Annotated in this window: 20 protein-coding genes, 2 tRNA genes and 2 pseudogenes; 15 read left to right on the top strand and 9 right to left on the bottom strand. The window is 36.0% G+C overall.

All coding sequences use genetic code 11. From position 1 onward, the window contains the following. Window positions 1–42 precede the first annotated feature (42 nt). The 5 genes and pseudogenes from MUB18_RS18940 (at window position 43) to MUB18_RS18920 (ending at window position 6,429) form a co-directional block, all read left to right on the top strand. Window positions 43–756: a class I SAM-dependent methyltransferase gene (locus tag MUB18_RS18940; protein ID WP_248754236.1), complete on the top strand. Its 714-nt coding sequence runs from the start codon at window positions 43–45 to the stop codon at window positions 754–756. A 344-nt stretch (window positions 757–1,100) separates the two neighbouring features. Continuing rightward, window positions 1,101–3,377 carry an ATP-dependent helicase gene (locus MUB18_RS18935; RefSeq protein ID WP_248754235.1) on the top strand — a complete coding sequence of 759 codons (2,277 nt, stop codon included), beginning with the start codon at window positions 1,101–1,103 and terminating at the stop codon, window positions 3,375–3,377. A gap of 52 nt (window positions 3,378–3,429) precedes the next feature. Next, window positions 3,430–4,242: a DUF4290 domain-containing protein gene (locus MUB18_RS18930; RefSeq protein ID WP_045753107.1), complete on the top strand. Its 813-nt coding sequence runs from the start codon at window positions 3,430–3,432 to the stop codon at window positions 4,240–4,242. Window positions 4,243–4,357: 115 nt separating this feature from the next. After that, window positions 4,358–5,682, top strand: a pseudogene (murA, locus tag MUB18_RS18925) (UDP-N-acetylglucosamine 1-carboxyvinyltransferase). A gap of 111 nt (window positions 5,683–5,793) precedes the next feature. Beyond that, window positions 5,794–6,429, top strand: coding sequence for a YceI family protein (locus MUB18_RS18920; RefSeq protein WP_248754234.1), 636 nt, complete (start codon window positions 5,794–5,796; stop codon window positions 6,427–6,429). A 96-nt stretch (window positions 6,430–6,525) separates the two neighbouring features. Here MUB18_RS18920 and smc read toward each other — a convergent pair whose 3' ends face one another. The 4 genes from smc to MUB18_RS18900 form a co-directional block, all read right to left on the bottom strand. After that, window positions 6,526–10,068 (bottom strand): chromosome segregation protein SMC, encoded by a 3,543-nt coding sequence (smc, locus tag MUB18_RS18915; RefSeq protein WP_248754233.1) that lies wholly within the window; start codon window positions 10,066–10,068, stop codon window positions 6,526–6,528. A 143-nt stretch (window positions 10,069–10,211) separates the two neighbouring features. Then, window positions 10,212–10,913 (bottom strand): DsbA family oxidoreductase, encoded by a 702-nt coding sequence (locus MUB18_RS18910; protein WP_248754232.1) that lies wholly within the window; start codon window positions 10,911–10,913, stop codon window positions 10,212–10,214. A 54-nt stretch (window positions 10,914–10,967) separates the two neighbouring features. After that, on the bottom strand, window positions 10,968–11,600 hold the full coding sequence (locus MUB18_RS18905) for a nitroreductase family protein (protein ID WP_248754231.1): 633 nt from the start codon (window positions 11,598–11,600) through the stop codon (window positions 10,968–10,970). A 1-nt stretch (window position 11,601) separates the two neighbouring features. Then, window positions 11,602–12,213 (bottom strand): TetR/AcrR family transcriptional regulator, encoded by a 612-nt coding sequence (locus MUB18_RS18900; RefSeq protein ID WP_045752664.1) that lies wholly within the window; start codon window positions 12,211–12,213, stop codon window positions 11,602–11,604. Window positions 12,214–12,792: 579 nt separating this feature from the next. Between MUB18_RS18900 and MUB18_RS18895 the strand changes: the two genes are divergently transcribed. Continuing rightward, entirely contained in the window at window positions 12,793–13,026 is a 234-nt protein-coding gene (locus MUB18_RS18895) for a hypothetical protein (protein ID WP_045752665.1), read from the top strand. A gap of 75 nt (window positions 13,027–13,101) precedes the next feature. Here MUB18_RS18895 and MUB18_RS18890 read toward each other — a convergent pair whose 3' ends face one another. Beyond that, window positions 13,102–13,929: an alpha/beta fold hydrolase gene (locus MUB18_RS18890; protein ID WP_248754230.1), complete on the bottom strand. Its 828-nt coding sequence runs from the start codon at window positions 13,927–13,929 to the stop codon at window positions 13,102–13,104. 188 nt (window positions 13,930–14,117) lie between these two features. Between MUB18_RS18890 and MUB18_RS18885 the strand changes: the two genes are divergently transcribed. The 6 genes and pseudogenes from MUB18_RS18885 (at window position 14,118) to eno (ending at window position 19,744) form a co-directional block, all read left to right on the top strand. Next, window positions 14,118–14,191 (top strand) — tRNA-Arg (locus tag MUB18_RS18885). A gap of 496 nt (window positions 14,192–14,687) precedes the next feature. After that, window positions 14,688–14,761, top strand: a tRNA-Arg gene (locus tag MUB18_RS18880). 70 nt (window positions 14,762–14,831) lie between these two features. Continuing rightward, window positions 14,832–15,401, top strand: coding sequence for an adenylate kinase (locus tag MUB18_RS18875; protein ID WP_045752667.1), 570 nt, complete (start codon window positions 14,832–14,834; stop codon window positions 15,399–15,401). A 44-nt stretch (window positions 15,402–15,445) separates the two neighbouring features. After that, entirely contained in the window at window positions 15,446–16,444 is a 999-nt protein-coding gene (gene obgE / locus MUB18_RS18870) for a GTPase ObgE (protein WP_045752668.1), read from the top strand. 690 nt (window positions 16,445–17,134) lie between these two features. Further along, on the top strand, window positions 17,135–18,235 hold the full coding sequence (carA, locus tag MUB18_RS18865) for a glutamine-hydrolyzing carbamoyl-phosphate synthase small subunit (RefSeq protein ID WP_045752669.1): 1,101 nt from the start codon (window positions 17,135–17,137) through the stop codon (window positions 18,233–18,235). Between the two features lie 212 nt (window positions 18,236–18,447). Next, window positions 18,448–19,744: pseudogene (gene eno / locus MUB18_RS18860) on the top strand (phosphopyruvate hydratase). 67 nt (window positions 19,745–19,811) lie between these two features. On the opposite strand, the gene MUB18_RS18855 reads toward eno, so the two are convergent. Together MUB18_RS18855 and MUB18_RS18850 are read right to left on the bottom strand one after the other, a co-directional pair. Then, complete coding sequence (locus MUB18_RS18855; RefSeq protein ID WP_248754229.1) at window positions 19,812–20,687, bottom strand: DUF72 domain-containing protein; 876 nt, start codon at window positions 20,685–20,687, stop codon at window positions 19,812–19,814. Window positions 20,688–20,913: 226 nt separating this feature from the next. Beyond that, window positions 20,914–21,549, bottom strand: a complete 636-nt coding sequence (locus MUB18_RS18850) for a YceH family protein (protein ID WP_248754228.1) — start codon at window positions 21,547–21,549, stop codon at window positions 20,914–20,916. Between the two features lie 128 nt (window positions 21,550–21,677). Between MUB18_RS18850 and MUB18_RS18845 the strand changes: the two genes are divergently transcribed. The 3 genes from MUB18_RS18845 to MUB18_RS18835 are packed head-to-tail and all read left to right on the top strand — an operon-like array spanning window position 21,678 to window position 24,749. After that, complete coding sequence (locus MUB18_RS18845) at window positions 21,678–22,583, top strand: histone deacetylase (protein ID WP_045752673.1); 906 nt, start codon at window positions 21,678–21,680, stop codon at window positions 22,581–22,583. Window positions 22,584–22,606: 23 nt separating this feature from the next. After that, complete coding sequence (locus MUB18_RS18840) at window positions 22,607–23,662, top strand: nucleoid-associated protein (RefSeq protein ID WP_248754227.1); 1,056 nt, start codon at window positions 22,607–22,609, stop codon at window positions 23,660–23,662. Window positions 23,663–23,669: 7 nt separating this feature from the next. Beyond that, window positions 23,670–24,749, top strand: coding sequence for a DUF3810 domain-containing protein (locus tag MUB18_RS18835; protein ID WP_317233168.1), 1,080 nt, complete (start codon window positions 23,670–23,672; stop codon window positions 24,747–24,749). A 45-nt stretch (window positions 24,750–24,794) separates the two neighbouring features. Here MUB18_RS18835 and MUB18_RS18830 read toward each other — a convergent pair whose 3' ends face one another. Next, window positions 24,795–25,433: a hypothetical protein gene (locus MUB18_RS18830; RefSeq protein WP_045752118.1), complete on the bottom strand. Its 639-nt coding sequence runs from the start codon at window positions 25,431–25,433 to the stop codon at window positions 24,795–24,797. Between the two features lie 65 nt (window positions 25,434–25,498). Next, entirely contained in the window at window positions 25,499–26,608 is a 1,110-nt protein-coding gene (gene lpxB / locus MUB18_RS18825; protein ID WP_045752119.1) for a lipid-A-disaccharide synthase, read from the bottom strand. Window positions 26,609–26,908 lie beyond the last annotated feature (300 nt).

Below are 26,908 nucleotides of genomic sequence, written 5' to 3'. Positions count from 1 at the left end.
TTAATCAATGCTTTAGATTTGAAAAAGTTAAAAAACTATGAAATGACAAAAAAATCAACATTAAAGGACATTGAAGAGCGTTTTGATCAGGATGTAAGTCGTTTTTCAAATCTTGACACCGGTCAGCAGACGACTTTAGATGCGCTTTTTAATATGGAGCTGATCACGGATGGTATCGCTACTGTATATCCCGATTTAAAGCAGGTGCTGGATATTGGTTGTGGTGCCGGAAATTATCCGGTCAAATTAGCACATCAACTTTCAAATTTTGATTGTACGTTGGTTGATTTAAGTCAACCGATGCTCGATAAGGCCTATGAACGCCTACAAGGATTGACATCAGGAAAAGTTGAAATAATTAAAGGTGATTTTAGAACAGCGGCGCTAAAAGAAAATAGTTATGACGTGATTATAGCTACGGCAGTATTGCATCATCTGCGTGATGATCAAGATTGGGAACAAGCGTTTGAAAAATTATATAGGTTGTTAAAAAAGGGCGGGAGTCTGTGGATTTTTGATTTAGTGATACAGGATCATGAAGCTATTCAGCATTTAATCTATCATCAGCATTACGGAGCCTATCTGACGAGTTTGAAAGACGCATCCTACCGCGATCATGTGTTCAATTATATTGAATACGAAGACACACCACGTAGTCTGACCTATCAGCTAAATTTATTGAAAACAGTGGGGTTTAATTTCGTAGACGTGCTTCACAAAAAATTAAATTTCGCCTCTTTTGTGGCTTTTAAATAACTGTCGATTTTGCGGCCATAGTTTCTGCTTCAACTTCGGATTTGATTAATAACAAGTTTTATAATAATGGGGATATAATAGGGGGGTTATAGAGGGTTAGTAGGGGGTTAATAGGGGTATACCCCTATTAACCCCCTACTAACCCTAAGCTATATCTAAAGTAAGCCTAAATTATTATTTAATTTGGTCTCTTTTTGATATTGAAACAGTGTTTTATATAATTATCAATAATAGGCTGTTTTATTAAAAAAAATAATATTTGTAGATGATCACTCCCTATCCACCAAATGATTTTCGTACTTTTATAAGCTATTTTAGATAACATATAATATTAGGAGAAAGCTTTGGATTTTTTAGCAGGATTGAACCCATCTCAAAGAGGAGCTGTAGAACAAACTGATGGTCCAGTAATGATTGTTGCTGGAGCTGGATCAGGAAAAACTCGTGTCATTACTTACCGTGTAGCACATTTAATACAAAAAGGAGTAGATCCTTTCCATATATTAGTATTGACCTTTACGAATAAGGCAGCTAAAGAAATGCGTAATCGTATTATGTCCGTTGTTGGGGCTGAAGCCAAGAACATATGGATGGGTACATTTCACTCGGTGTTTGCAAAGATCTTACGTGTTGAAGCAGAATTAATTGGATATCCCCGTAATTTTACGATTTATGATACCGATGATACGAAAAGCTTATTGCGGTCCATTTTAAAAGAAATGAACTTGGACGATAAGCTCTATAATGTCAATCACGTATATGGACGTATTTCGCAGGCTAAAAATAATCTGATCTCACCACAGGAGTACAATAAAAATGAAGCCTTAAAAGCTGAAGATATTTCTAACGGCCGAGGACAATTGGGAGAAATCTATATGACCTATGCACAGCGTTGTTATCGTGCAGGTGCTATGGATTTTGATGATCTGTTGTTTAAGACCAACGTACTGCTTAATAAGCACCCAGAAGTACTGCATAAATATCAGCATCAGTTTAAGTACCTAATGGTCGATGAGTATCAGGATACAAACTTTTCACAATACTTGATCGTTAAACGCTTAGCTGCTGTCAATGAAAATATCTGCGTGGTGGGCGATGACGCACAAAGTATTTATGCATTCCGTGGAGCAAATATTCAGAATATCCTGAATTTCCAAAAAGATTATCCAACTGTTCAAGTTTTCAAATTAGAGCAAAATTACCGTTCGACTCAAACGATCGTGAATGCTGCAAATTCGGTCATTGCTAACAATCAGAATCAGTTGGAGAAAAATGTCTTTTCAGATAATGAAGAAGGAGAGAAGATTAAGGTCTCACGTGCATTTTCGGATAATGAGGAAGGTAAAATTGTTGCGGAATTAATTTCGCAAGAAAAGGCTTTGAAATCTTTAAATTATAAAGACTTTGCGATTCTATATCGTACAAATGCCCAATCTCGAGCGATGGAGGAAGCCTTACGAAAAATTAATATTCCTTATAAAATATACGGTGGTACTTCATTCTATCAAAGGAAAGAAATTAAAGATTTAATCGCCTATTTTAGGTTGACCTTCAATCCGAATGATGAGGAGGCGTTGAAGCGCGTCATTAATTACCCACGTCGAGGTATTGGTGATACCACGGTCGAGAAGATTGTCATTGCAGCAGATCAGCACCAATATCGTCTTTGGGACATTGTAGCCAATGCTCAGATGTTTATGGATGGTCGCAGTGCGGCATCTGTAGGTGGTTTTGGTCAAATGATATTGAGTTTTCAGGCATTAGCAAAGACCAATAGTGCTTTTGATACCGCGATGCACATTGCGCAGCATTCGGGTATATTAAAGGAATTGTACGAAGATAAATCAGTAGAAGGATTGACACGTTATGAGCATATCCAAGAATTGCTCAATGGTATTAAAGAGTTCTCTGAACGTGAAGATATCGAGGAGCGTGGTTTGGATATCTATATGCAAGATATCGCCTTGTTAACTAATGATGATAATGACAAAGATCCCAACGCCGACACGGTTTCCATGATGACGATACACTCTTCAAAAGGGTTAGAATTTCCAGTTGTATTTATCGTAGGATTGGAAGAGAATCTATTTCCATCACAATTGGCTTTAAATTCGAGGACAGAATTGGAGGAGGAACGAAGATTATTTTACGTTGCAGTTACCAGAGCTGAAAAAAAATTATTACTTTCGTACGCAACTTCTAGATATCGTTGGGGAACACTGAATAACTGTGAACCAAGTAGATTCTTGGATGAACTGAATCCAGCTTGTTTGGATTTGGATTTTAAACCAAGACAAAGTTCTTCTGCAGAATCTGGAGGTTTTCAAGGTGAGCGTATTGCTTGGCAGCAAAAAGAGACGGATAGTTTTTCAAAACCTAAGCCGAAACCTTTTAAAACTACCTCGATATTACCCAAAGCGCATACACCTTCCGCTGGTTTTACTCCGTCTGATACCAATAATTTACAAGTTGGCATGGAAGTGGAGCATGAAAGATTTGGATTTGGAAAGGTTGTGAACCTGGAAGGATCGAAGGGAGAAGTAAAAGCAACTATTTTCTTTAAAGACTTGGGACAGAAACAATTGTTGCTTAAATTTGCAAAACTGAGAATTATTCAATAATTTAATACCAAAGTATCAAATACAACGTTGTATTGGTACTGAAATTCACTATATGAACTTTGACTACAACAGCACAAGACCGAAGCTAATCCTAGCTGAATACGGTAGGAATGTGCAAAATATGGTAAACTATATTTGTGATTTACCGACAAAAGAGGAAAGAAATAAGTATGCTCAAGTTGTCATTGATATGATGGGGGTTTTAAATCCTCATTTACGCGATGTGGCAGATTTTAAGCATAAATTGTGGGATCACTTACAAATTATTTCTGATTTTAAAATCGATGTAGACTCACCTTATCCTACAGCAACTCCAGAATTGGTAAAACATGAACCGGAATTGTTAACCTATCCACAGCATAATATTAAGTACAAACATTACGGTTTTACTGTGGAGAAGATGATTAATAAGGCCATTTCGATCACAGATGAGGAAAAGCGTCAAAAAATGGCTCTTTCCATTGCCAATTTTATGAAAATGGCTTATACAACTTGGAATAAGGATGCGGTTGCAGATGAATTTATCATCCAAGATTTATCCGAATTATCAAGTAAAGTTTTGCAATTGCCCGAAGGCACTGTATTAACGAAGCTAGACTTTAAAAGCGCGCCTCCAGGCAACCGCGTTAAAGGAAATAGCCCTGCCCAAACAACGAATAACAATTCGGGTCATTCTAATAATAACCACAGTCGCAGCAGTAATAATAATAACTCAAACAATAGAAGACCTTCTGGCACGAATTCGTTCCAAAAGCGTAGCAACTCTGGTGGCGGAAGCAGTAATAACAACAACAGACGCCCTTATCAAAATAATAATAATAGCAACAGCAGTAGTAACAGTAACAGCGGTTATAAAAGAGGATAATTGTTAATACCTTGGGTATTAGATAAGGCAATTGTGAAGTAATTTATATTTCTTTTCAATTGCTTTTTTTCTTATAGATAACGTAAAGAGAATATAAAAAGATATAGGTGTACGAATGAATGCATTTGAAATCAATGGCGGGAAGCCATTAAAAGGAGAGATTATTCCTCAGGGGGCAAAAAATGAAGCATTGCAGATACTGTCTGCAGTATTGTTGACGGAGGAGCCCGTGACAATCAGTAACGTTCCCGATATTAAGGACGTGAATAAGTTAATTGATCTTTTGAAAGCTCTAGGGGTAAGTGTTAATCAGATTGACGAGGATACTTATGTCTTTGAAGCAAAAATATTAATATTGATTATTTCCAATCCAACGAGTTTAAGGAAAAAGGCGGAAGTTTGCGCGGATCTATTATGATCGTTGGACCTTTATTAGCTCGTTTTGGAAAGGCTGCTATTCCGAAACCAGGAGGTGATAAAATCGGTCGCCGACGTTTGGATACGCACTTTTTGGGATTTGAAAAGTTGGGAGCTAAGTTTATCTACGATGCGGAAAATCATTTCTTCAATGTTGATGCTTCTCAATTAAAAGGTGCATATATTTTATTAGATGAAGCGTCAGTGACCGGTACTGCCAACATTGTGATGGCAGCTGTATTGGCAAAAGGAACGACTGAAATCTATAATGCTGCATGTGAGCCATATCTACAACAGTTATGTAAAATGTTGAATCGCATGGGAGCTAAAATCTCAGGTATCGGTTCAAACTTGCTTACCATAGAAGGAGTAGAGCGCTTAGGCGGTACTACACACCGCATGTTGCCCGATATGATCGAGATTGGTTCTTTCATTGGACTGGCAGCTATGACAGGTTCTGAGATTACCATCAAAGATGTTTGTTATAAGGAGCTGGGGATTATTCCTACTGTTTTTCAACGATTAGGAATTAAAATGGAACTAAGAGGTGATGATCTTTATATTCCAGCTCAAGATTCATATGAAATCGATACTTTTATTGATGGATCAATTTTAACGATATCCGATTCTCCATGGCCAGGATTCACACCTGATTTATTAAGTATTGTCTTGGTTGTGGCTACACAAGCAAAAGGAAATGTTTTGGTGCATCAAAAAATGTTTGAAAGCCGTCTTTTCTTTGTTGATAAATTAATCGATATGGGTGCTCAAATCATTCTTTGTGACCCACATCGCGCTACTGTGATTGGGTTAAATAAAATGTATCCTTTGCGAGGCATTGAGATGACTTCTCCAGATATACGTGCAGGAGTATCCTTATTAATTGCCGCTTTGTCAGCTAAAGGCACGTCTACCATTCATAATATCGAACAAATAGAACGTGGTTATCAACATATTGAAGAACGCTTGAAAAAACTAGGGGCTGACATTCGACGTGTAGAGGCAACTCCAAAAGGACATTAAAAACATGGTATTGTCATAATTTAATTTTGTATACTACAAAGGTAGATTTTATTTCAATCTTATAATATATTTGATAAATCAAATGTTTAAACATATAAAAGTATATTAATTATGAAAAAATTATTGTTATTGCCCGCTATTGCAGCTGTTATCATGTCTTCATGCGCTGGAAATCCTGAAGGAAAAAAAGCCGAAGTTCAAGATTCTGTCGCTACTGAACAAATTGCTACTCCCGCAGGAGATGTTTATCAAGTAGATGTTGCACAATCGAAAGTGGTATGGACAGGTACAAAAGTAACAGGTGCACATACAGGTACAATTGCAATTAAATCAGGTACTTTAAGTGTAGATAACGGTGTTCTGACCGGTGGTACATTTGCATTGGACTTGAATACAATTAGTTCTACAGATTTGGAAGGTGAGTATAAGGAGAAATTGGATGGACATTTGAAAGCAGCAGACTTCTTTGATGTAGCTAAATTTCCAGAAGCCACTTTTGTTATCACTAAAGCTGAAGCTGGTGCAACTCCTCAAGATGTGAAAGTTTCTGGTAACTTAACAATCAAAGGTGTTACTAAAAATATTTCATTCGATACTAAAGTTGTTGAATCTACTGCAACAACAATCAAAACAGAAGCTGATTTTAATATCGTTCGTGCAGATTGGGGTGTAAGTTATGAAGGTAAAAAAGATGATTTAATCTCTGCTGAAATTAACTTTAAGGTTTCTTTGGTAGCGACTAAATAATAGCAACTGCTTAGATGCAGTATAAAAAAAGGAGCGATAAAATTTTATCGCTCCTTTTTTTATACAATAGGCCATCCTAGCAACTGTTATGAAACCTTAAGCAACATCTCTCAAATCTACAGCAACCACGCGCGATACACCTTGCTCGACCATCGTTACACCGTAGATGATATCGGTGCTTGCTATCGTTTTCTTATTGTGAGAAACCACTATAAATTGTGAGTTCTTCGAAAAGTCGCGAATAATGTTGTTAAATTTATCAATATTAGTATCATCCAATGGTGCATCTACCTCATCAAAGATACAGAAGGGAGCAGGCTTAGATAGATACAGCGAGAACAAAAGCGCCGTAGAAGTCAATGTTTTCTCGCCCCCAGATAACTGATTGATCGAAAGTGGTCTTTTTCCTTTTGGACGCGCGATGATATCAATATCCGAATCTAAAGGTTTGGAAGGATCTGTTAGGATTAAATCACAGCTATCTTCTTCATTAAATAAGGAACGGAAAACTTTGATAAAGTTATCACGGACACTATTGAATGTAAACATAAATTGTACTTCTGCGGTATCATCAATTTCTTTAATTGTTGCCATTAAAGATCCTTTTGCTTCTAATAAATCAGCTTTTTCTTTATTGATAAAGTTGTAACGTTCATTCATCTCATCAAAAGCTTCTTTGGCCATTAAATTGATAGAACCATACTCATTCAACTGTTTTTTCAGCTTAGTACATTTGGCTACAAGTGCATCCTGATCTTCGGTAATTATGGGCGCTTCTTCCTGTTCCAATAAGTCTTTCAATTCAATATTAAACTCCGCTGAGAGGCGCTCTTTTAACGTGTTGAGATCAATTTGAAGTGCTGTTTTCTTATCTTTTATTTCAGAAATTAGAAGATCGTCCTGTTCCTTTGAGCGACGATACTGGATGATCTGTTCCTCAAGCTCATTGATTTGTTTCCGTACGCCATAGTAATTCTTTTCTAAGTCCTCTAAACCCTTTTCTAACGCATCTTTCTGCGTGTACATATCCACGAGATCTTCATCTTCTTCATCGACGAATTGGGCAGTATTTTTTAAAGAAAGTTGCACTTCTGCGAGATCTTTACTGTTACGTTCGATACGGTTTTGAAAATCATCTTGTTGCGTTTCTCTGAATTCAAGATCTTTATTGATATTCGAAACTTTGTTTTGCTGTTGGTGGTAAGCAATATTCCCTTGATTATAGCTAGCAGATTTCTCTGTTAAGATTTCAGAAATTTTATTGAAACGATCCTGATAGTCTTGTAAATCACCAACCTGTTGTTCACGTTCGTTTTTGAAATCTTGTATTTTGGGTTCCAAAATCAACAAATCATTTTCGATGGCGACAATTTTATCTTGTAAATCCTTCTTGCGATTGAGCGCATTCGTAATAAAGGTTTGATACTGTTCTTGTTTTGTTTTAACAGATATCAGTTCATTATTTAACCGGTTTAATTGAAAACGAAGTTCATCAATTGTTTCCTTTTGCGAATTCGATTGTAAAGCTGTTAAGCGTCCAGTCTCATCTGCTATTTTATCTTGTAAAATATGGATACTTTCATTAAGCGTTTTGATTTCTTTCGCTAAGATTTCAATATTTTTAGCACGTCCAATTCTTTTTCCTTCAAATAATCCAACAGAACCTCCTGATAGCCCTAATTTGCTTTTAGAAAATTTGCCATTTTTTTGCAAAATAATGGTATCTCCTTGAGGTAGTGCTAGTTCGAGTTCATGATCACGTTCACGTTGTAAAATAAAAACATGTTGCAGCAGTACTTGACACAAGGGTTTGAATCTGTCATCAACAGTAATCACATCCAATGCCGGTGTCAGGAGATCATGATCAATTGATGGAGCAGCGGGTACTGACTCAATAGCATCCAGAATAAAGAAATTTGCACGTCCACGGGCCGCGTCACTCAAAAGGTTGATCGCCTGAACAGCATCCTGTTGTGTTTCCACGACATAATGGTTCATGATCGGTTCCAAATAATTTTCGATAGCTACACGATAATCTTCTTCACAGAATAGGATATCCGAAAATAAAGGTGGCTGCTTTTTCCAGCCTGCATTTTTCTTTAAAAATCGAATGGAGTCCGGAAATCCTTCTAAGTTATCTATTAATGATTTTGTTAAGTTATATTCGTTTTGCTTGGCATCTGCCAATCTAGATTCTTTACTTAGATCTTCTTTGAGGGTATTGATGTTTGTAGTATGATGCTGCAGTTGAGTTTGCAACTCTTCTTCCATTTGGATAGCAGTCTCATACTGTTGCTGTTGTGTTTCAACACGTCCTTCCAACTCGGCAACAGCGATGTTGAATTGATTTAACTCTGCTTCTTTTGATTCGGTATCCGCCAGTGTGCGTACAGACTCTTGTAAAAGAGCTTCTTTTTGTATATTTAATACTGCAATATCTTTTTCAAGCCTATAAATATTGTCCTGCAATGATGTACTTGCTTTATTGAAAGCATCGAGTTTTCCTTTGGCAGCTTGCTGTTGACCTCTCAGTTCTTCGACTTCAAATTTATCCTTTTCAAGATTTGCTTGAAAATTATCCAATTGCTGTTGTTCATGAAATAATTCTTCATGGAGACGTTTAATGGTATAGAGCACATGATTGAGCTGCTGATTGTCATTGTTGATCTCCAGATTCAGCCGATTTTCTTTATCTTGAAGATTTTTAAGCTGCTCGTTTTTAACTTTTTTTTCCGACTCATAATTTCGGATTTTATTGATAAACTCTTGCGTTGCTTTTTGTTGCAGGGAGACGTTTTTTTCTTGTTCTAAATTATCTTCACGAATTTGCTTCAATTCATTTTCAGCTTTACTGATATGTTCTTGAGCATCTGTGCTTTGCTTATTCAATTTAGATTCCTGTTGCTGTAAACGTTCCAATTCACTGCTGAAATCTCCGATGCGATAGTAGGCTAGATTGATGCTGCTGTGACGGTACTCATCTTTTAACAACGTATATTTTTCTGCTTTTTTAGCTTGACCTTCCAAAGACCTTAAGTTTTTAGTGATCTCAAAGAGCAGATCATCTACGCGACTTAAATCTACTTCGGTGTCTCTAAGCTTATTTAAGGTTTGTTTTTTGCGAACTTTGTATTTGGAAATTCCTGAAGCCTCTTCAAATAGATTACGACGTGAGTTCTCTTTATTATTGATGATTTCGTCGATCATTCTCAGTTCAATGATCGAATACGAATCAGCACCAACCCCTGTGTCTAGAAAGAGGTCAGTAATATCTTTTAAACGACATTTTACATCGTTCAATCGATACTCACTATCCCCGTTTCTAAACAATTTACGCGTCACGGTGACTGTCGTAAATGCGGTAGGAAGCACATTTTTATTATTATCAAACGTGAGCGATACTTCAGCCAAGTTTGCGGCTTTACGATTTTTCGTTCCATTAAAAATGATATTTTCCATTTTTTCTGAACGGAGCATCCGTGTACTTTGCTCTCCCAAAACCCAACGTATTGCATCTACAACATTTGATTTTCCACAACCATTAGGACCCACGATAGCCGTGACGCCTTCATTAAAGTTGATGGTGATCTTGTCGCCGAAGCTTTTGAATCCTTTTATTTCTAGTTTGGTTAACTGCATTTATACTACAATTTTTCTGCATTAAATAGGAAACGAAATTAAGAAATAAGTTCAACTTATTCGCACGATTTTGCGATTCAAAAGCATAAGTTTTGGTAACCTGATGGTTATGTCTGATTATGAAAATTGTTCATCGAATACCATTAACAACATCCTGCTTCACTGTCGCAGCTAGGACCTTCATTATCATTCATAATGATTGCCGGTTTGGCATCATCATAGGCTTGACGAAGTGTTTTCTCAAACATTTCTAAAGGTTGTGCTCCTGCGATTCCAAATTTTTGGTTGAAAACAAAAAACGGAACGCCACGTAAACCTAAGTTGATGCCTTCTTGAATATCTTGTGTCACTTCGTAGGCAAAGCGGTCACTGTTTAGCAGCTCTTCAACAGCTATTTGATCTAGACCTATTTCTACAGCGAGTGCAGTTAAACTGTCGATATGATTGATATCTTTACCTTCACTAAAATGAGCTTTAAATAAGCGCTCTTTTAATACATTGCCCTGACCGATTTCTTGAGCGAAATGAATGAGGCGATGTGCATTTAAGGTGTTAACGATCAATGATTTTTCAAAATTAAAGTCAATATTCAGAGACTTGCCGATGGACTGGACTTGATGCATCATGCCCAAAGTCTCTTCTTCACTCAATCCTTTAGCATCTTTGATGTACTTAACTGCGGGTATGCCTGCTGCATCTTGTGGAAATTGAGGATGCAATTGGTAGGATTTCCATACAATTTCTACTTCATCACGATGTGGAAAGGATGCTAAAGCTTGTTCTAATCTTTTTTTGCCGATATAACAAAAAGGACAAACGATATCAGACCAAATTTCTATTTTCATAATATGTGCTTAATAATGGGAACACTCTTCATTAGAGGGTTCCCAGAAATATATCTAGTTAAATTTAATAATAAAATCTTCTTGGAGCGGTCTCACTTTTTTCATGTTCACTAACCAGTCATGAGCTTCATCACGATAGCCGATTGCTATGATGGACACTGATTTAAGACCTAATTTATTCAGTTCAAGTAAAGCATCTAATTGTTCATTGTTGAAACCTTCCATAGGAGTGGCATCAATCTTTTGCTCTGCTGCAGCTGCTAATGCCAATCCAAAACCAATATAAGCTTGACGCGCAGCATGACTAAATTGCTGTTCTTGAGACAATGCTGATAATTGTGCGAATAAGTTATTTTTGTAATCATCTGCAAAGTTTAATGGTAATCCTCTTTCTTCTGCTTGTTGTGTAAAAGTTGCTTCGACACGTTCTTTTGTATAGGCATCGTACGCTGCAAATACCAAGATATGTGAACTATCGACGATTTGTGATTGTCCATATGCGATGGGCTGGATTTTAGCTTTCAATTCTGGATCAGAAATTTCAATGACGCGAAAAGGATGTAATCCAGAGGAAGTAGGAGCTAGGCGAGCAGCTTCTAAAATGTAGTCAATTTTTTCTTGTGCTACAGGAGTGCCATTCATTTTCTTGGTGGCATATCTCCATTTTAAATCTTCTAATAAACTCATGTTAGTTATTATGATGTTTTAATGATATAATAAATCCTTGAATCGCATCTGTTAAAATTGGAGACACTTCTTCTGGATTGGTTTCTTTGTTTGATAGAAATTCAATAGTAATAATGCCATGTAAAATCGACCAAAAGGTTTTGAACTTTAAATACAGATCGATCTGATCGACATTATTTTCTGTTATACATTTAGAAATGCAAGTTAACATGACAGTAGATGTTGCTTTCATTTCTTTAATACTGTTAACGACCTCGCATTGTGGAATGCCTAATCCAAACATAATTTCATAACATTTTTTATGTTCAAGGGCAAATTTCCAGTATGATGTGGCGATGTTGTATAAATTGTCGTCAGCATTTTTATTGAGGTCCACGGCAGAAGCGAGTTGCTCTGCCATCATCGCAAAACCTTGTCTAGTAAAATAGGCAATAATGGCATCTTTGTTTTCAAAGTGCTTATAGATCACGGGTACACTGTACTCGATAGCATCGGCAATTTTACGAATCGAAAGTGCCTGCCAGCCCTCTTCCTCTACAATAAGCCATGACTGTTCAATTATTTGTAATTTAATTTTTTCTAAATCTCTTAATTTGCGCTCTACAACCCCCATCTAAACTTCATTAGTTAACAGTGTTAGCAAAATTAACAATGATTTTTAAAACCTGAATATCATGCCAAATTTACTACACTCATATGACAGATGCTCCTACCATGACAAGCGATATTTTGATCATTCTATCAGATGCTCTCCATATTTTCAACTATCGGATAATATCATCTGGCTATGAGTCTTATACTTTTTATTTACTTAAATTTTAGTTATTTATAAAATAAAATATAATACATGCTAACTAATATTTTGCGCATAACATTTTGTTATATCTAAAAAAATTAGTACATTTGTGGTTGGTGCAAAATTAAATGCTCTATGATGGCTTTAATTTTGGTCAGTTCTTGAATAGCACTCATGAAAAAAAATTTATTTTTTTCTCATCCATACGTTTCTTGCTATTTTAAAAATTGACTTCATAGTTTTGATTCATCCATATATTGGTTCTTCTCCACCAATTTAGGTTGCTGGTCATATTTTATGCTAGTGAACTAAGACTTCAAAACTGAGCATCATCGTTTATTCACACGTGGGGCAAGAATTGCCAGCGTCTTATTCAATTCACTTTAATTTATTATTATGTTAGGATTTATTATTAAATTTTTATTGACGGTAGTTATTTCAACTTGGTTAATCATGCAAAATGCAACTGGAAACTTACTAAGCTTACCTGTACTTTTTGCAGCATTGGCGTTTGGTTTGTTTATCTGGGATGCCATTATTTCTTATCGTAAATCGGAGGAAAGAAAGGAAAATATACAGCATTTGAATGATTTTTTTAAATATAAACAAAGTAAATACCGTGGTTTATAAAACTTGGTTTCTATTGGAACATCCGATTTAATGCAGTGTCGATTTTTATCCACTGCATTTTTTTACGCTCTTTAATTAAAAAGAACGTAAAAAAGAGTTGATTTCCTGGTTGAATTTTTTGGGTTCTTCTAAATTAGGCAAATGACCAGATGCTGCAAATTCAACGTATTTAACATCTGCTATCCCCTCCAATAAGCTATTAATTTGTTTTTCATTTACCAATTTATCTTCTTTTCCCTTAATCACGAGAGTGGGAACAGTAATAGACGATAGCATTGCCGTGGTATCTGTTCGAGCTGCCAAAGCTAATTGCGTGGCACAGATGCTCGCCAAATCGTTTCTTCTGATCGAACTTTTAATCACTTCAATCGCTTGAGGATTGTCGGATAATGTTTTCTTGGAAAAAATAGTTTCAATAAATCCTAAAGAAAAGGGACGCTTACCATATTTCAGTAATGCTTGGATCGAGTCAAAACGTTTTTGTTTGCCTTGATTATCATCGGCAAATGCGTGCGTGTCGCTTAAAATAAGTCCTTTTATTTTATCACTCTTTAATTCATAGGTCCGAAGTGCAATATAACCTCCCATGGATACGCCACAAAGCACAACATTATTTAAATTTAAATGAGTGATCAATTTGATTAAATCCTTTGCGAATACATCGATACTAAAAAATCCATGCCCTCGAGTGCTATGTCCATGTCCCCTAATATCAATTGCAATACCAGTCATTGTTTCATCCAGATCCAATAGTTGTTCACGCCACATGTTTTTGTTAAATGGAAATCCATGTAAAAATATAATCGTCTTTTGCGGCATATGCAGCTTGCTTGGTCTTATCATGTAAGAAATGCTGATATCATCGATGCGTATTTTGCTTAGTTTCGTTTCCTTTTGGAACATAGGATCGTCTTTATGAAAAAAAATATTAAAAAAATAACTCCTGTAAATGTAATACTATCAATAAGATAAAAAAAATATTAGTTTTTTTGATCAAAAAAGTTGGAAAATAGTTTGCAGAATTGAAAAAAGTCCCGATATTTGTATCACCAAACAAAAGGGTATGACTTTTAAACAAGTCAAATTAAAATGCACTCATGGCTCAATTGGATAGAGCACCTGACTACGGATCAGGAGGTTAGGGGTTCGACTCCCTTTGAGTGCACAACTACAAAAGCTTAGTCTGATAAAGATTAAGCTTTTTCTTTTTTCTATATCTTTCCTATCATCTGTCATCTATTTTCTCGGAGCCCACTAATAGTGTAAGGGATATCAATTATGTTATATAATATGATGTTTGATTTTTTATGACGATCATAAGCCAAGACCAAATTGAGATACTGCTGCTATACATAAAAGAGGGAAAATAATTTTTACGCTATTATTGTAGTTGATCATCAGGTATGATATTAATATTCCAGTTTTAACTTCTGATTGTTGATAGCTGCGACGTTTTGTACATGATCTATAATGTGGTATCAGGAAGCTTCTGAGATCGATTATAAGTAATCATTAAAGTATTCGATAAGCGATTATTTATTTTGTTTCATTATCAGACTATTAGATAAAATTTGAAAAAAAAATTTGGAGGCAGTGCTATTTTGCCTATATTTGCATCACCAAAACGGAAGAACAGCAATGAAGATGACGTAATGGTTGACGCGCTCATGGCTCAATTGGATAGAGCACCTGACTACGGATCAGGAGGTTAGGGGTTCGACTCCCTTTGAGCGCACTATTTGAAAAGCCTAATCAATATAGCGATTAGGCTTTTATTTTTTTACTCTATTACTCTAAATACTACTATGCTAAACCTTGTAATATTTGGCCCTCCGGGGGCAGGGAAGGGAACACAATCGCAGAAACTTATCGATAAATATCAGTTAGTTCATGTTTCAACGGGTGATATCTTTAGAGCTCATATTCAAAACCAGACAGCTCTAGGTAAACAAGTAAGTCAGATTATTGCTGACGGAAATTTGGTACCTGATTCGATTACGATTGCGATGTTGGAAGAGGAAGTGAAGAAAAATCCGGAAGCGAAAGGATTTATTTTTGATGGTTTTCCACGTACAGTGGCACAAGCCGAAGCGTTGGATGAATTTCTAACCGGTATTAACTCTTCTATTTCTGTAGTTATTGCTTTAGATGTGAATGAAGAAGAATTAAAAACACGCATTGCCAAGCGTCAGGAGATTTCTGGACGTGCAGATGATGCAGCAGATAAATTGGTAAAACGTATTGATGAATATTTCACCAAGACAATTCATGTTTTACCCTATTATGAAGCACAGGGTAAATTGTCCAAAGTAAACGGTATCGGTGATATTGATTTTATTTTCGGAGAGTTAACTGCTATTATTGACAATTATTAAATAAGGAAACGGAAACGTTTTACTAACAAACATATTTTATTTCTATGGCGCAGGGTTCGAATTTTGTTGATTATGTGAAGGTGTGTTGTCGATCGGGACACGGAGGATCTGGCTCAGCGCACTTGCATCGAGATAAAACAACCATGAAAGGTGGACCTGATGGTGGTGATGGAGGCCGTGGAGGTCACATTATTCTAAAAGGGAATACACAATTATGGACGTTATTACACCTTAAATATAGAAAGCATATCATTGCTTCTAGTGGTGAATCTGGTAGCTCAGCTACAAGTACAGGTGCTTCGGGTAAGGATGAAATTCTAGAAGTTCCTGCTGGTACAGTTGCTAAAGATGCTGAAACCGGAGAAGTTTTATTTGAAATTACCGAAGATGGTGAAACGCAGATTTTAACTCCTGGTGGTAAAGGTGGATTAGGAAACTGGCACTTTAAATCTTCTACACAGCAAACTCCTCGTTTTGCACAACCAGGTATGCCTGGTCAAGAACGCTGGATTATCTTGGAATTGAAAGTATTAGCTGATGTGGGATTAGTAGGGTTTCCAAATGCCGGAAAATCAACGCTTTTATCTGTTGTTTCTGCTGCTAAACCAGAAATTGCCAATTATCCTTTTACAACTCTGGTTCCCAATTTAGGTATTGTGAGCTACCGTGATGGCAAATCTTTTGTCATGGCAGATATTCCCGGTATTATTGAAGGTGCTTCAGAAGGAAAGGGCTTGGGATATCGATTTTTAAGACATATCGAACGAAATTCTGTTTTATTATTTATGGTACCTGCTGATACAGAACGTACCATAAAACAGGAGTATGATATTTTATTGAACGAGTTATCTGTTTATAATCCTGAACTTCGTGATAAACCAAAATTATTGGCGATTACGAAGTCGGATATGCTGGATGAAGAATTGGAACGTGAGATGGAAAAAGAAGTTCCGGAAGGATTGCCACATATTTTCATATCATCGGTTGCAGGTAAAAATATTTTGCAATTGAAGGACATGATCTGGAAAGCTATTAATTCATAATCATTTGTATATGGATAAGAAAGGCGATTGCAAAACAGCAATCGCCTTTCTTATTTTAAATTCATACCACATTGTATCATTATGATCAATTTAATGCTTTTAAGCGCAGATATCGTGGCAAATAGGAGTACTGTTGCGCAAAGCAACTTCGATTTGAATTACTTCTGCTATATGGTTAGCAAAAATAACGAACACTGACCATGTCATCCTATGCGAAAGGTTAAAGAGGGGTGTTTGTTCGTGATATGGTATCTTTTTAAAGTTGCGGGATTCAACATCGTGGCTGATACAAATAGGTGCAGCTGGTTGGTTCTCTTTTTGTGGATGTAGCATCTGGATATTCATCAATAGACTCTGACTATATGGGCATAGGATAGGATTATCGCATAAATAGCATTGAAAATGGATAACAAATACATGGTTTTCGTGCTGAAATTTAATTTATTACGCCAATAAATTTGGAATATCACAATTAAATAAAAAAAGTCTTTTTACTTTGATGATTTTGTTATACCTTTGTCTCCTGTGAAAATTGAAGTAAATGCTTTCGCAAATGTTATAAAGAACGATAAATTCGTTATCGTTAAATCAATTTTTTAGTTGATAATTTAGCCCATTTAGGGCTTTTTTTATACACCAAACTTCGATCAAGCAAGGAATTATTAAAAACAATTTTATATTTAATAAATAATGACCAACTACAGCAAATTGCCTGCAATTTTAGTTTTAGAAGACGGAACAGTTTATCACGGAAAGGCAGCGGGTAAAATTGGAACGACTACTGGCGAGATTTGTTTCAATACCGGAACTACAGGTTATCAAGAGATTTTTACCGACCCTTCATACTTCGGACAAATCATGGTAACAACCAATGCCCATATTGGTAACTATGGAATTGATGAAGATGACACAGAATCAGGTAAGATTCAAATAGCAGGACTAGTTTGTAAGAATTATAATATTAACTATAGTCGTAAAATGGCTGATGAATCTATTCAAAGCTATTTTGAAGAAGGAAATCTAGTTGGTATTTCTGATATTGATACGCGATCTTTAGTGCGTCATATCCGCAACAAAGGGGCTATGAATGCGATTATTTCATCTGAGAATTTAGATGTTGAATCTTTAAAAGCAACATTAGCTACTGTTCCATCTATGGATGGACTTGAATTATCATCTCAGGTATCGACTACCGAACCTTATTTCTACGGTAATGAAGATGCTCCGGTTCGTGTTGCAGTACTAGATCTAGGGATTAAGAAAAATATTCTTCGCAATTTCGATCAAAGAGAAGTTTATGCCAAGGTATTTCCTGCTAAAACAACTTTTGCTGAAATGCAAGAATGGAATCCTGCTGGATATTTTATCTCTAATGGTCCTGGTGATCCATCTGCGATGAGTTACGCAATACAAACCGTAAAAGACATTTTAGCAGCAGATCAGCCTATGTTTGGAATTTGTCTAGGGCATCAGATATTGGCCTTAGCAAATGATATTCGTACTCAGAAAATGCACAATGGACATCGTGGTATCAATCATCCTGTGAAAAACATCATTGCCAATCGTTGTGAAATTACATCGCAGAATCACGGTTTTGGTGTAGTTGCAGAAGATATTGAACAGTCTGATAAAGTTGAAGTAACCCATATCAACTTAAATGATCAATCGATTGAAGGTATCCGTGTGATCGGTAAAAATGCATTCTCGGTACAATATCACCCAGAGTCATCACCTGGTCCACATGATTCACGTTATTTATTTGATGATTTCATTGAATTGATAAAAAAATAATGAATACGTATAGGAGAGGGGTTAGCGATTTGCTAACCTCTTTTTTTTGTTCTTTAGCTATTCATTCTTGCCATAAAATTGTGTTTTTACGTTTTTTAATCAGCCCAATTTTATTTATATTTGATTATTAAATCAGAATATAATTTTTTAGTGTAAAAATTACACTAAGTATTGTATAAAATACTATATAAAAAGTTTAAACCAATATTACAATGAGTTTAATTATTGATGTACATGCGCGTCAGATTTTGGATTCGCGCGGAAATCCTACTATCGAAGTAGATGTAACGACACAGAATGGTTTCGTTGGACGTGCTGCAGTACCTTCTGGTGCTTCTACAGGTGTTCACGAAGCAGTAGAGTTGCGTGATGGTGATAAATCAAAATACTTAGGTAAAGGTGTTTTGAAAGCAGTAGAAAATGTAAATACTAAAATTGCTGAAGCTTTGGCAGGTGTTGACGTTTTTTGAACAAAATGCAATCGACAAAATCATGATTGATTTGGACGGCACTGAAAATAAAGGAAATTTAGGCGCTAATGCTATTTTGGGTGTTTCTTTAGCTGTTGCAAAAGCTGCTGCGCAAGAGTCTCGTCAACCTCTATACCGTTATATTGGTGGTGTTAATGCCAATACATTACCTATTCCGATGATGAACATCATTAATGGTGGTTCTCACTCTGATGCTCCTATTGCTTTCCAAGAGTTTATGATTATGCCAGTAGGTGCACCTTCATTCTCAGAAGCTTTGCGCTGGGGAACAGAAGTATTCCATAACTTGAAAAAGATTTTACATGACCGTGGTTTATCTACAGCAGTAGGTGATGAGGGTGGTTTTGCTCCAACTTTTGATGGTACTGAAGATGCTATTGAAACTGTTTTAAAAGCTATCGAAGCAGCAGGTTACAAACCAGGTTCTGATATCTGTTTGGCTTTAGATTGTGCTGCATCTGAATTTTATGTAAACGGAAAATACGATTATACTAAATTTGAAGGTGATAAAGGTGCTATCCGTACTTCTGAAGAGCAAGTTGCTTATTTAGCAGAATTGACTGAGAAATATCCGATTATTTCTATTGAAGATGGTATGCAGGAAGATGACTGGTCTGGATGGAAATTGTTAACTGAAAAAATCGGTGCAACGATCCAGTTAGTTGGTGATGATTTATTTGTTACGAATACAAAACGTTTGCAACAAGGTGTTGATACCGATACTGCAAACTCAATCTTGGTAAAAGTTAATCAAATTGGATCTTTGACGGAAACAATCAATGCGGTTACTTTGGCACAGCATTCAAATTATACGTCAGTAATGTCGCACCGTTCTGGAGAGACTGAAGATTCGACAATTGCTGATTTAGCTGTTGCATTGAACTGTGGTCAGATTAAAACAGGTTCTGCTTCACGTTCGGATCGTATGGCTAAATACAATCAATTATTACGTATTGAAGAAGAATTAGGTGCAAATGCACGTTTTATTGGTAAAAACTTCCGTTTTGCTAAAAAATAATCTTTTTAATAAAGCATAAAAGTAAAAAGCCTAGTCATTTGATTAGGCTTTTTGATTTTTTCCAGTTCTAGGCGTTACCTTTATTTGGACAAACGATACTTAGACCAAACTCTGCATTTAATTGTTGAATAAAATAAGTTGCCAATAGAGGAGACTCCACTTCTATATTTTGGTGGATAAAGAAATATAACTTTTGCAGTCCTGCTTTTCGCCATTGTTTAATAACCGCAATCCATTCATCCAATCTGGAGTAATCCGAAGCATGATTGGCACCAACATACCGTATAAAGGCGATAGGTGTAGTCAAGCGCATGTGCAATAGGTCACGCCGCCCTGCTGTATCAACCAAGACATTTGTAATACTAAACTCTTCAAGTAGTTGAAAGTAAGCCTCAGCTATTTTGGGATCTGAAAACCATTCCTGATTTCGTACTTCTACTGCTAGTGGAAGACCTTTTGGAAATTTTGACAGAAACTCACGCAAGCGTTCCATGTCTTTTGGTTTATAGTTATCGTGCATCTGCAAAAAAATCATCCCTAACTTCTCTTCGAAAAAAACGATATTGTCAGTAAATTCTTTTACTTTTTCTTCGGTATTCAATAGACGACTATAATGACTGATAGACTGCGGTATTTTAGGAAAAAACTTAAAATCTGCAGGTGTCTTATTCTTCCAAGTTTCTACTTGCTCCTTGGATGGTGCATGGTAGAAAGTTGCATTTAATTCAATACTATTAAATTGATTGCTGTAATAAGTGAGTTCGTCTTTAGTTCCTCTTGGATAGAAGCCTTTCAATTCTGTCTTATTCCACTTGGCACAGCCCACATAAACTTCAAAGGATGCTTTATTCTTATGCTGCTTGAGTAATTTCAATGTTTCAGGGGAGATCGCTGGTAAGTTAAAATCGATATCCTGGGGGTTCGTGACTTGTCCAAATTTCATATTTTATGTTTTTATACTTTATAACAAATTAAGCGTCATGAAGTTTAATTATACTATACAACTTTTCATTTCCAATTTGCCATGGGATCGAACATGTTAATATATTGAATCGTTTGATTCTTGAAATCATAGATAGATACCTCTTCCATTGGGTGCACCTCTCGGATGAAAAAATCAACATACATCTTGTTATTTTCTTAAAAAAAGGATTGATTTTGATTAAGTATTAATGTAATTCATCCCAAAATTCCTGAAATTGTTGTTTCAGTTGTGCTAATTCAAGTTCCAATGTTTCAATTCTTTTTTGTAGAAGTGCAGTGCTTTCCGATGTAGCAGGAGTTTGTTCAAATTGTTCCAGATCAACGTCGCCTAACAGATGAATATATCTGATTTCTTTATGTCCTGGTTGTTTATCGAGTGCTCTTACGAATCCTTCTGCTGCTAACTTATCTAACTGGGCTGTGATATCCTCTAAAGCTTCAAAATCGTAAAGACGTCCTGAATTGGAGTTTATTTCGCCTGCAGTTAACGGTCCACGTAGTAAGAGTAGACATATAATCGCTAATTCTGATGGTACCAACGGAAATTGTATGGCAAAATTGTGTTTATACTTGGTCACGCGGCTTCCACCACCCACAACATGTGCAATAAGTCCTTTTTTCTTTAATATGGCTAAGGTATTGATAATGGTTTCATCGGAGTATTGTACGACGGGTCTTCTAGCGGTTTTTTGATTGCAGGCGCTTTGGAGACCGTTCAGTGACATCGGATAATATTCTGGAGTGACCTTTGACTTTTCGATCAAAGCGCCTAATACACGCTGCTCTTCGGTTGATAATTGTGGTTTGGTGCTAAGTTCCATAAATGTAATGAGTTGAAATCAAATATGCTATTTTTTATAGGGGGAAACAATTATTTTTAAATATTATCCATAATAAAAACCATTAAATATCCTTTTTATTATCTTAGTGAAGTTTTAAATATACTGCTTTGTTGAAGATTGCGTTCCATCCCGAATATATTCATCCCGTACGAGAAGGTCATCGATTTCCGATGGAAAAATATGAATTGATTCCTTTACAGCTTTTACATGAAGGTGTTGTGAGAAAGGAAAATTTTTTCGAACCTGCTCTGGCTTCTTTTGAAACAGCATGTCTAGCTCACGACCCTATATATGTTCGGGATATCTTTGATTTGACATTAAACGCTAAAATGATTCGTAGGATCGGTTTTCCTTTGACAAAAAGTCTTGTTGATCGCGAACGCTATCTGGTCGATGGTACCATTCAGTGTGCGCTGTATGCACTAAAATATAATATTTCTTTTAATATTGCAGGAGGGACACACCATGCAGGCTATGACTTTGGTGAAGGATTTTGCTTGCTTAATGATCAAGCTGTGGCAGCGCGCTATTTGCTTAATAAGCAGTTAGCAAACAGGATTTTAATCATTGACTTGGATGTACATCAAGGAAATGGAACAGCACATATTTTTCGTGATGATGACCGTGTGTTCACGTATTCTATTCACGGAGATAAAAACTTTCCATTTATCAAAGAACAGTCGGATTTGGACATTCCTGTTGCTGATGGTCTCGAAGATGATGTATATTTGCAACTATTAGGTGATTCTTTGCCGCTAATTTTTAAAAAGGTAAAACCCGATTTTGTCTTTTACCAAGCGGGTGTGGATATACTGGCAACGGATAAATTAGGCAAACTCAAACTATCTCCTGAGGCTTGCCGGATGCGTGATGAATTTGTTTTTACCCTTTGTGTGACCAATAAAATCCCTGTTCAGGTCAGTATGGGGGGAGGATATTCTATGCATATCAGAGATATTGTCAATGCACATTGCCAAACATTTAAGATCGCTGTCGATTTATATAATTTTTAATAATACAGATTTAAATAAGAACTATGTTTTTTCATCAAGATGCTACTTTTGATCAACTTGCTATCCACCGTGTAGGAAATAAGTCGCAGGAAGAATTTTATATTTTATCGGAACAACCTGTTCCTTTGGAAAATGACGAAGTGCTGCCTCCTCTTCTGATGCACTACTTTATGAGTCCTTTTGCAAAAGTAAATGAGGTATATCGCTTGTTTCATCCCAATGGGGAGCTGGAACTGAATGAAATTTATCACTTTACCAAACAGTTCTTCAAGGAGCAATTACCTTTTCATGAATTTTCTCAACAAGTAGCAAAGCATCTGTATGAGGTCTGTATGCATCCTAAGATTAAACCGGGTGAAGTATATGTGGTCTCTTTAAAAAATATACAGATTGAAGGGGAAAATCATGATGCAATCGGAATTTTTAAATCAGAAAATAAGGAAACTTATCTCAAGGTTTATCCAAATCAAGGTGGTTTTCAACTGGATTACGAAGAGGAAGCGATTAATATCAATAAACTGGATAAAGGTGTCATCATTGTGAATGTTGAAGAGGAGGAGGGATTCAAAGTACTGGTTGTGGATCAAACCAATAAAACCGAGGCTGTCTATTGGAAAGATGATTTTCTAAATATTAAAATTCGAAATGATGATTTTAATCAAACTGGCAATTATCTAAAGGTCTACAAAAACTTTGTAAATGAGAAGTTGGATGATATGTTTGAGCTAGAAAAGGCTGATAAGATTGATCTGCTCAACAAATCATTGAATTACTTCAAAGAGAAAGAGACTTTTGATCAAGAAGAATTTGAAGAGGAAGTAATCGGTAATCCTATTGCGGCAACCATGTTTAATGACTTCAGATCTGGGTTTGAAGATGAATTTGATTCCCCTTTTCAAAGCAGTTTTGATATAGCAGATAAAGCCGTCAAGAAAATGGAAGCTTCTTATAAGACAGTATTAAAGCTGGATAAAAATTTTCATGTTTATTTGCATGGGAAACGAGAATATATTGAAAAGGGATTTGATGAAGAAAAGGGAATGAACTATTATAAGCTATATTTTGAAAATGAGAGCTAAATTTTAAATGAAGTATATGTTAAGGAAATCACTTATTTGTTTTGCAATACTGTGTTCTATTATTGCAGTAATCACTATTCTGGAAAAGAATACTGTTTTTATTGAACACTATTATTCAAGAATGTGGTATCCTTTTTTTTCATATTTGCCACAAGCTATTTTTGGTTATCTACCTTTTAGTATTGGAGACTTATTTTATTTTTTTGCGGTTTTTTTCCTTTTGATGTTAGTGTTTACCGTTATTAGGCATCTTTTAAAAAAGAGATACGCTCATGCGGGTAGATTCCTGGTGTATCTTATTAATGTAATTTTGGGCTTATACTTGTTTTTTTATATAAGCTGGGGGATGAACTATTACCGGACACCCATTGTTCAGAATACCGGTTTAAGCACAGATAGTCTAAAGTTAGCTGATTATCTTGTCGTTTTGGAAGCATGTCTCGATTCGACAAATGTTTTACGCGCCCAGATAAATCCAAAGCAATGGGAGCATCAGGATGCAAAAATAAGAAGAGAGATGGTGGAGTTAGTGTATTCGGATACCACTTTTCAATCTTTTCTTTCAAAGACTTTAGTCGGTGCAAAGGGATCTCTCAATAGTAACTGGGTTTCCTATTTTGGTGTCTCAGGATATTTTAATCCTTTTACGCATGAAGCACATGTCAATACTGCAATGCCTGTTTTTTCCAGCCCTTTTACGTATGTTCACGAATTGGCACATCAACAGGGGGTGGGGTTTGAAGATGAGGCAAATTTTATTGCCTATGTTCGACTGAAAAATCATCCAGAGCTTTTTTACCGCTATTCTAGCTATTTACAAACAACATCGTATATGCTACAGGAGCTGAGGGGGATCGATGAGGAATTGTTTGCCAATTATAAAAACAGGCTTTCACAACTTGTATTAGATGATCTGAAGCAGGAGGCTGTTTTTTGGAGTAATTATACAGGTTGGACTAATAAAGTCTTTGGCATCTTCTATAACGGCTATTTAAAACATAATAATCAGCAAGAAGGATTGGCGCGTTATGATAGAATGACCAAGCTGGTGGTCGCTTATGAATTAAAGCTGAAAGGTTGTCGTTAGACTAACATGTATCTAATAAAAATAGCGAGCCATGGCTCGCTATTTTTATTTTATGGTAATAATTTCTGTCTTACCATCTATACCCGGACTTCCAGAGAAGATCTGTCCCTGAGGAAGACCTCGTAATCCAGCTGGTGCCTGTCTCACACGATCATAAATTGATCGAAGATCACTTGTTGCATTGACATTTTTACCTCCGCCTTCGTTAGCGATCTGAAGATAATTGGGTTGCTTCTTGTTTTCCCTTTGTGGTACGATACTATTTTCTGAAAGTGATAACTTTACATTTCCACCGTTTCCATTTGGAAATGTTCTTGTTCCGTTAAAGGCATTATCTCCTTTCGCTACAATGTATAGCGATCCTAACTTTTGGAAATTTGCTTGAATATCAAAATTTGATCCATTGTTTTTACTATCGGTACCTGAAATGGAAGCATTGTTGCCAATAATGGCATGCCCAATAGTGAGATTGACATTTTTATTCGCATAAAACATCAAAGACGCTTTATCTCCCATGATTAAGGTATCAATATGTAAATTGATTGTTGAATCAGATGATTTGGTATTGTAGACTTTTTTAGCCTTTTTCCCAATTTCCAATTTGCTGATGTGCTCTACATTACTTTGTGCATATGACTGAAATGCCAGAAAGGCACATGTTAGTATTGTTATTATTTTTTTCATAGCTATTTGTAATTTTTGTTAAATAACATCTATTTGACGAATAGCGTTTTTGAAAGTTTAATTCGCTACTTCATATACTGAACAATTAATTTAGCTGTTTTGTTTGAGGCACCTGGTTGACCTAATTTTTGCGCCAATATTTCATAATTTTCCAGTACGCTAGCCCGATATTCAGGCTTATTGATCAATTGATCTAATTCCTGTGCAATATCATAGGTGGTACAATCATCTTGGATAAGCTCGCGGACAGATAGATAGTCGTTGATCAAATTGACCAAGGAGATAAACTTTACTTTGATCACAAGTTTTGCAATCCAGATGGACAGCGCATTAGCCTTGTAAACCACCACCTGAGGGACTTTAAGAATTCCTGTTTCTAAGGTGGCTGTTCCACTTGTCACGACCGCTGCTTCGGCATGTTTCAGTAGATCATAGGTGGCATTAAATACAATTGGAATCTGTTGGTCCCCAAGGTACTGTTGATAATAAGATTTATCAAAATTAGGAGCACCAGCGATGACAAATTGATGCATAGGGAAGAGGTACGTTAAATTGGCCATGACGGGTAACAATTTAGCAATTTCCATCTTACGACTTCCCGGAAGTAGCGCGATAATAGGCCTTTCTGAAAGTTGATGCTCGGCAATGAAATTAGGGTTGAATTGATAGGAAGAAATCGCATCTAAAAGTGGATTTCCGACATAATCAACGGGCATTTTCCATTTTTTATAGAAATCTACTTCAAAGGGAAGAATACAGAACATGTGATCTACGACTCGTTTGATTTTAACGACTCGCTTTTGATTCCATGCCCATACTTTAGGGGAGATATAATAACAGGTTTTAATACCTTTTTTCTTCGCAAAATCTGCAATTTTTAGATTGAATCCAGGAAAATCGATTAAAATAACGCAGTCTGGATTTTGTTTGATGATATCTTCCTTAACCTTTTTTAGATTTTTTGAAATGGTGCCTAAATTTTTTAAAACTTCTACAAATCCCATAAATGCCATTTCAGAAGTGTGAATCAGGGCTTTTTGATTGGCAGATTCCTCCATTTGCGTACCACCAACGATACTAAAAGTAGCTTCGGGGTCTTCAATTTTTAATGCATTGATTAGGTTTGCACCATGTAAATCTCCTGAAGTTTCGCCTGCTATTAGATAATATTTCATTTGCTCGATTCTATTCAATAATAGGGTTAAACTTAGATAAATTTGGTTAAATCCGCAATTTAAATGCGGATTTAACCAAATTTATCAGTTATCTCGTTTTTATAGATCATTATTTTTTTTGGGGTATTCACTATGTATTTTTCATGTTTTATTTATGCATGCTTCATTCCATTGAATTTTTTCTCATAAATAATGGAATTTTTAAATATAAAAATAACAATGCCTCGCTGTTAATATGAGATGATAGTTACCGGCTTTTTCCATAAATAAATACTACTTGGTTGATGCATAATGATTTTC

The organism is Sphingobacterium sp. PCS056 (genome assembly GCF_023273895.1).
Classification (GTDB): Bacteria; Bacteroidota; Bacteroidia; order Sphingobacteriales; family Sphingobacteriaceae; genus Sphingobacterium.
This window is presented reverse-complemented; position numbering and strand designations above follow the sequence as displayed.

Bases quoted from the DNA above. Each gene is read 5' to 3' on its own strand.
- MUB18_RS18940 (WP_248754236.1), top strand. From the start codon at position 43: ATGACAAAAAAATCAACATTAAAGGACATTGAAGAGCGTTTTGATCAG.
- MUB18_RS18930 (WP_045753107.1), top strand. From the start codon at position 3,430: ATGAACTTTGACTACAACAGCACAAGACCGAAGCTAATCCTAGCTGAA.
- MUB18_RS18920 (WP_248754234.1), top strand. From the start codon at position 5,794: ATGAAAAAATTATTGTTATTGCCCGCTATTGCAGCTGTTATCATGTCT.
- smc (WP_248754233.1), bottom strand. From the start codon at position 10,068: ATGCAGTTAACCAAACTAGAAATAAAAGGATTCAAAAGCTTCGGCGAC.
- MUB18_RS18910 (WP_248754232.1), bottom strand. From the start codon at position 10,913: ATGAAAATAGAAATTTGGTCTGATATCGTTTGTCCTTTTTGTTATATC.
- MUB18_RS18905 (WP_248754231.1), bottom strand. From the start codon at position 11,600: ATGAGTTTATTAGAAGATTTAAAATGGAGATATGCCACCAAGAAAATG.
- MUB18_RS18900 (WP_045752664.1), bottom strand. From the start codon at position 12,213: ATGGGGGTTGTAGAGCGCAAATTAAGAGATTTAGAAAAAATTAAATTA.
- MUB18_RS18895 (WP_045752665.1), top strand. From the start codon at position 12,793: ATGTTAGGATTTATTATTAAATTTTTATTGACGGTAGTTATTTCAACT.
- MUB18_RS18890 (WP_248754230.1), bottom strand. From the start codon at position 13,929: ATGTTCCAAAAGGAAACGAAACTAAGCAAAATACGCATCGATGATATC.
- MUB18_RS18875 (WP_045752667.1), top strand. From the start codon at position 14,832: ATGCTAAACCTTGTAATATTTGGCCCTCCGGGGGCAGGGAAGGGAACA.
- obgE (WP_045752668.1), top strand. From the start codon at position 15,446: ATGGCGCAGGGTTCGAATTTTGTTGATTATGTGAAGGTGTGTTGTCGA.
- carA (WP_045752669.1), top strand. From the start codon at position 17,135: ATGACCAACTACAGCAAATTGCCTGCAATTTTAGTTTTAGAAGACGGA.
- MUB18_RS18855 (WP_248754229.1), bottom strand. From the start codon at position 20,687: ATGAAATTTGGACAAGTCACGAACCCCCAGGATATCGATTTTAACTTA.
- MUB18_RS18850 (WP_248754228.1), bottom strand. From the start codon at position 21,549: ATGGAACTTAGCACCAAACCACAATTATCAACCGAAGAGCAGCGTGTA.
- MUB18_RS18840 (WP_248754227.1), top strand. From the start codon at position 22,607: ATGTTTTTTCATCAAGATGCTACTTTTGATCAACTTGCTATCCACCGT.
- MUB18_RS18835 (WP_317233168.1), top strand. From the start codon at position 23,670: ATGAAGTATATGTTAAGGAAATCACTTATTTGTTTTGCAATACTGTGT.
- MUB18_RS18830 (WP_045752118.1), bottom strand. From the start codon at position 25,433: ATGAAAAAAATAATAACAATACTAACATGTGCCTTTCTGGCATTTCAG.
- lpxB (WP_045752119.1), bottom strand. From the start codon at position 26,608: ATGAAATATTATCTAATAGCAGGCGAAACTTCAGGAGATTTACATGGT.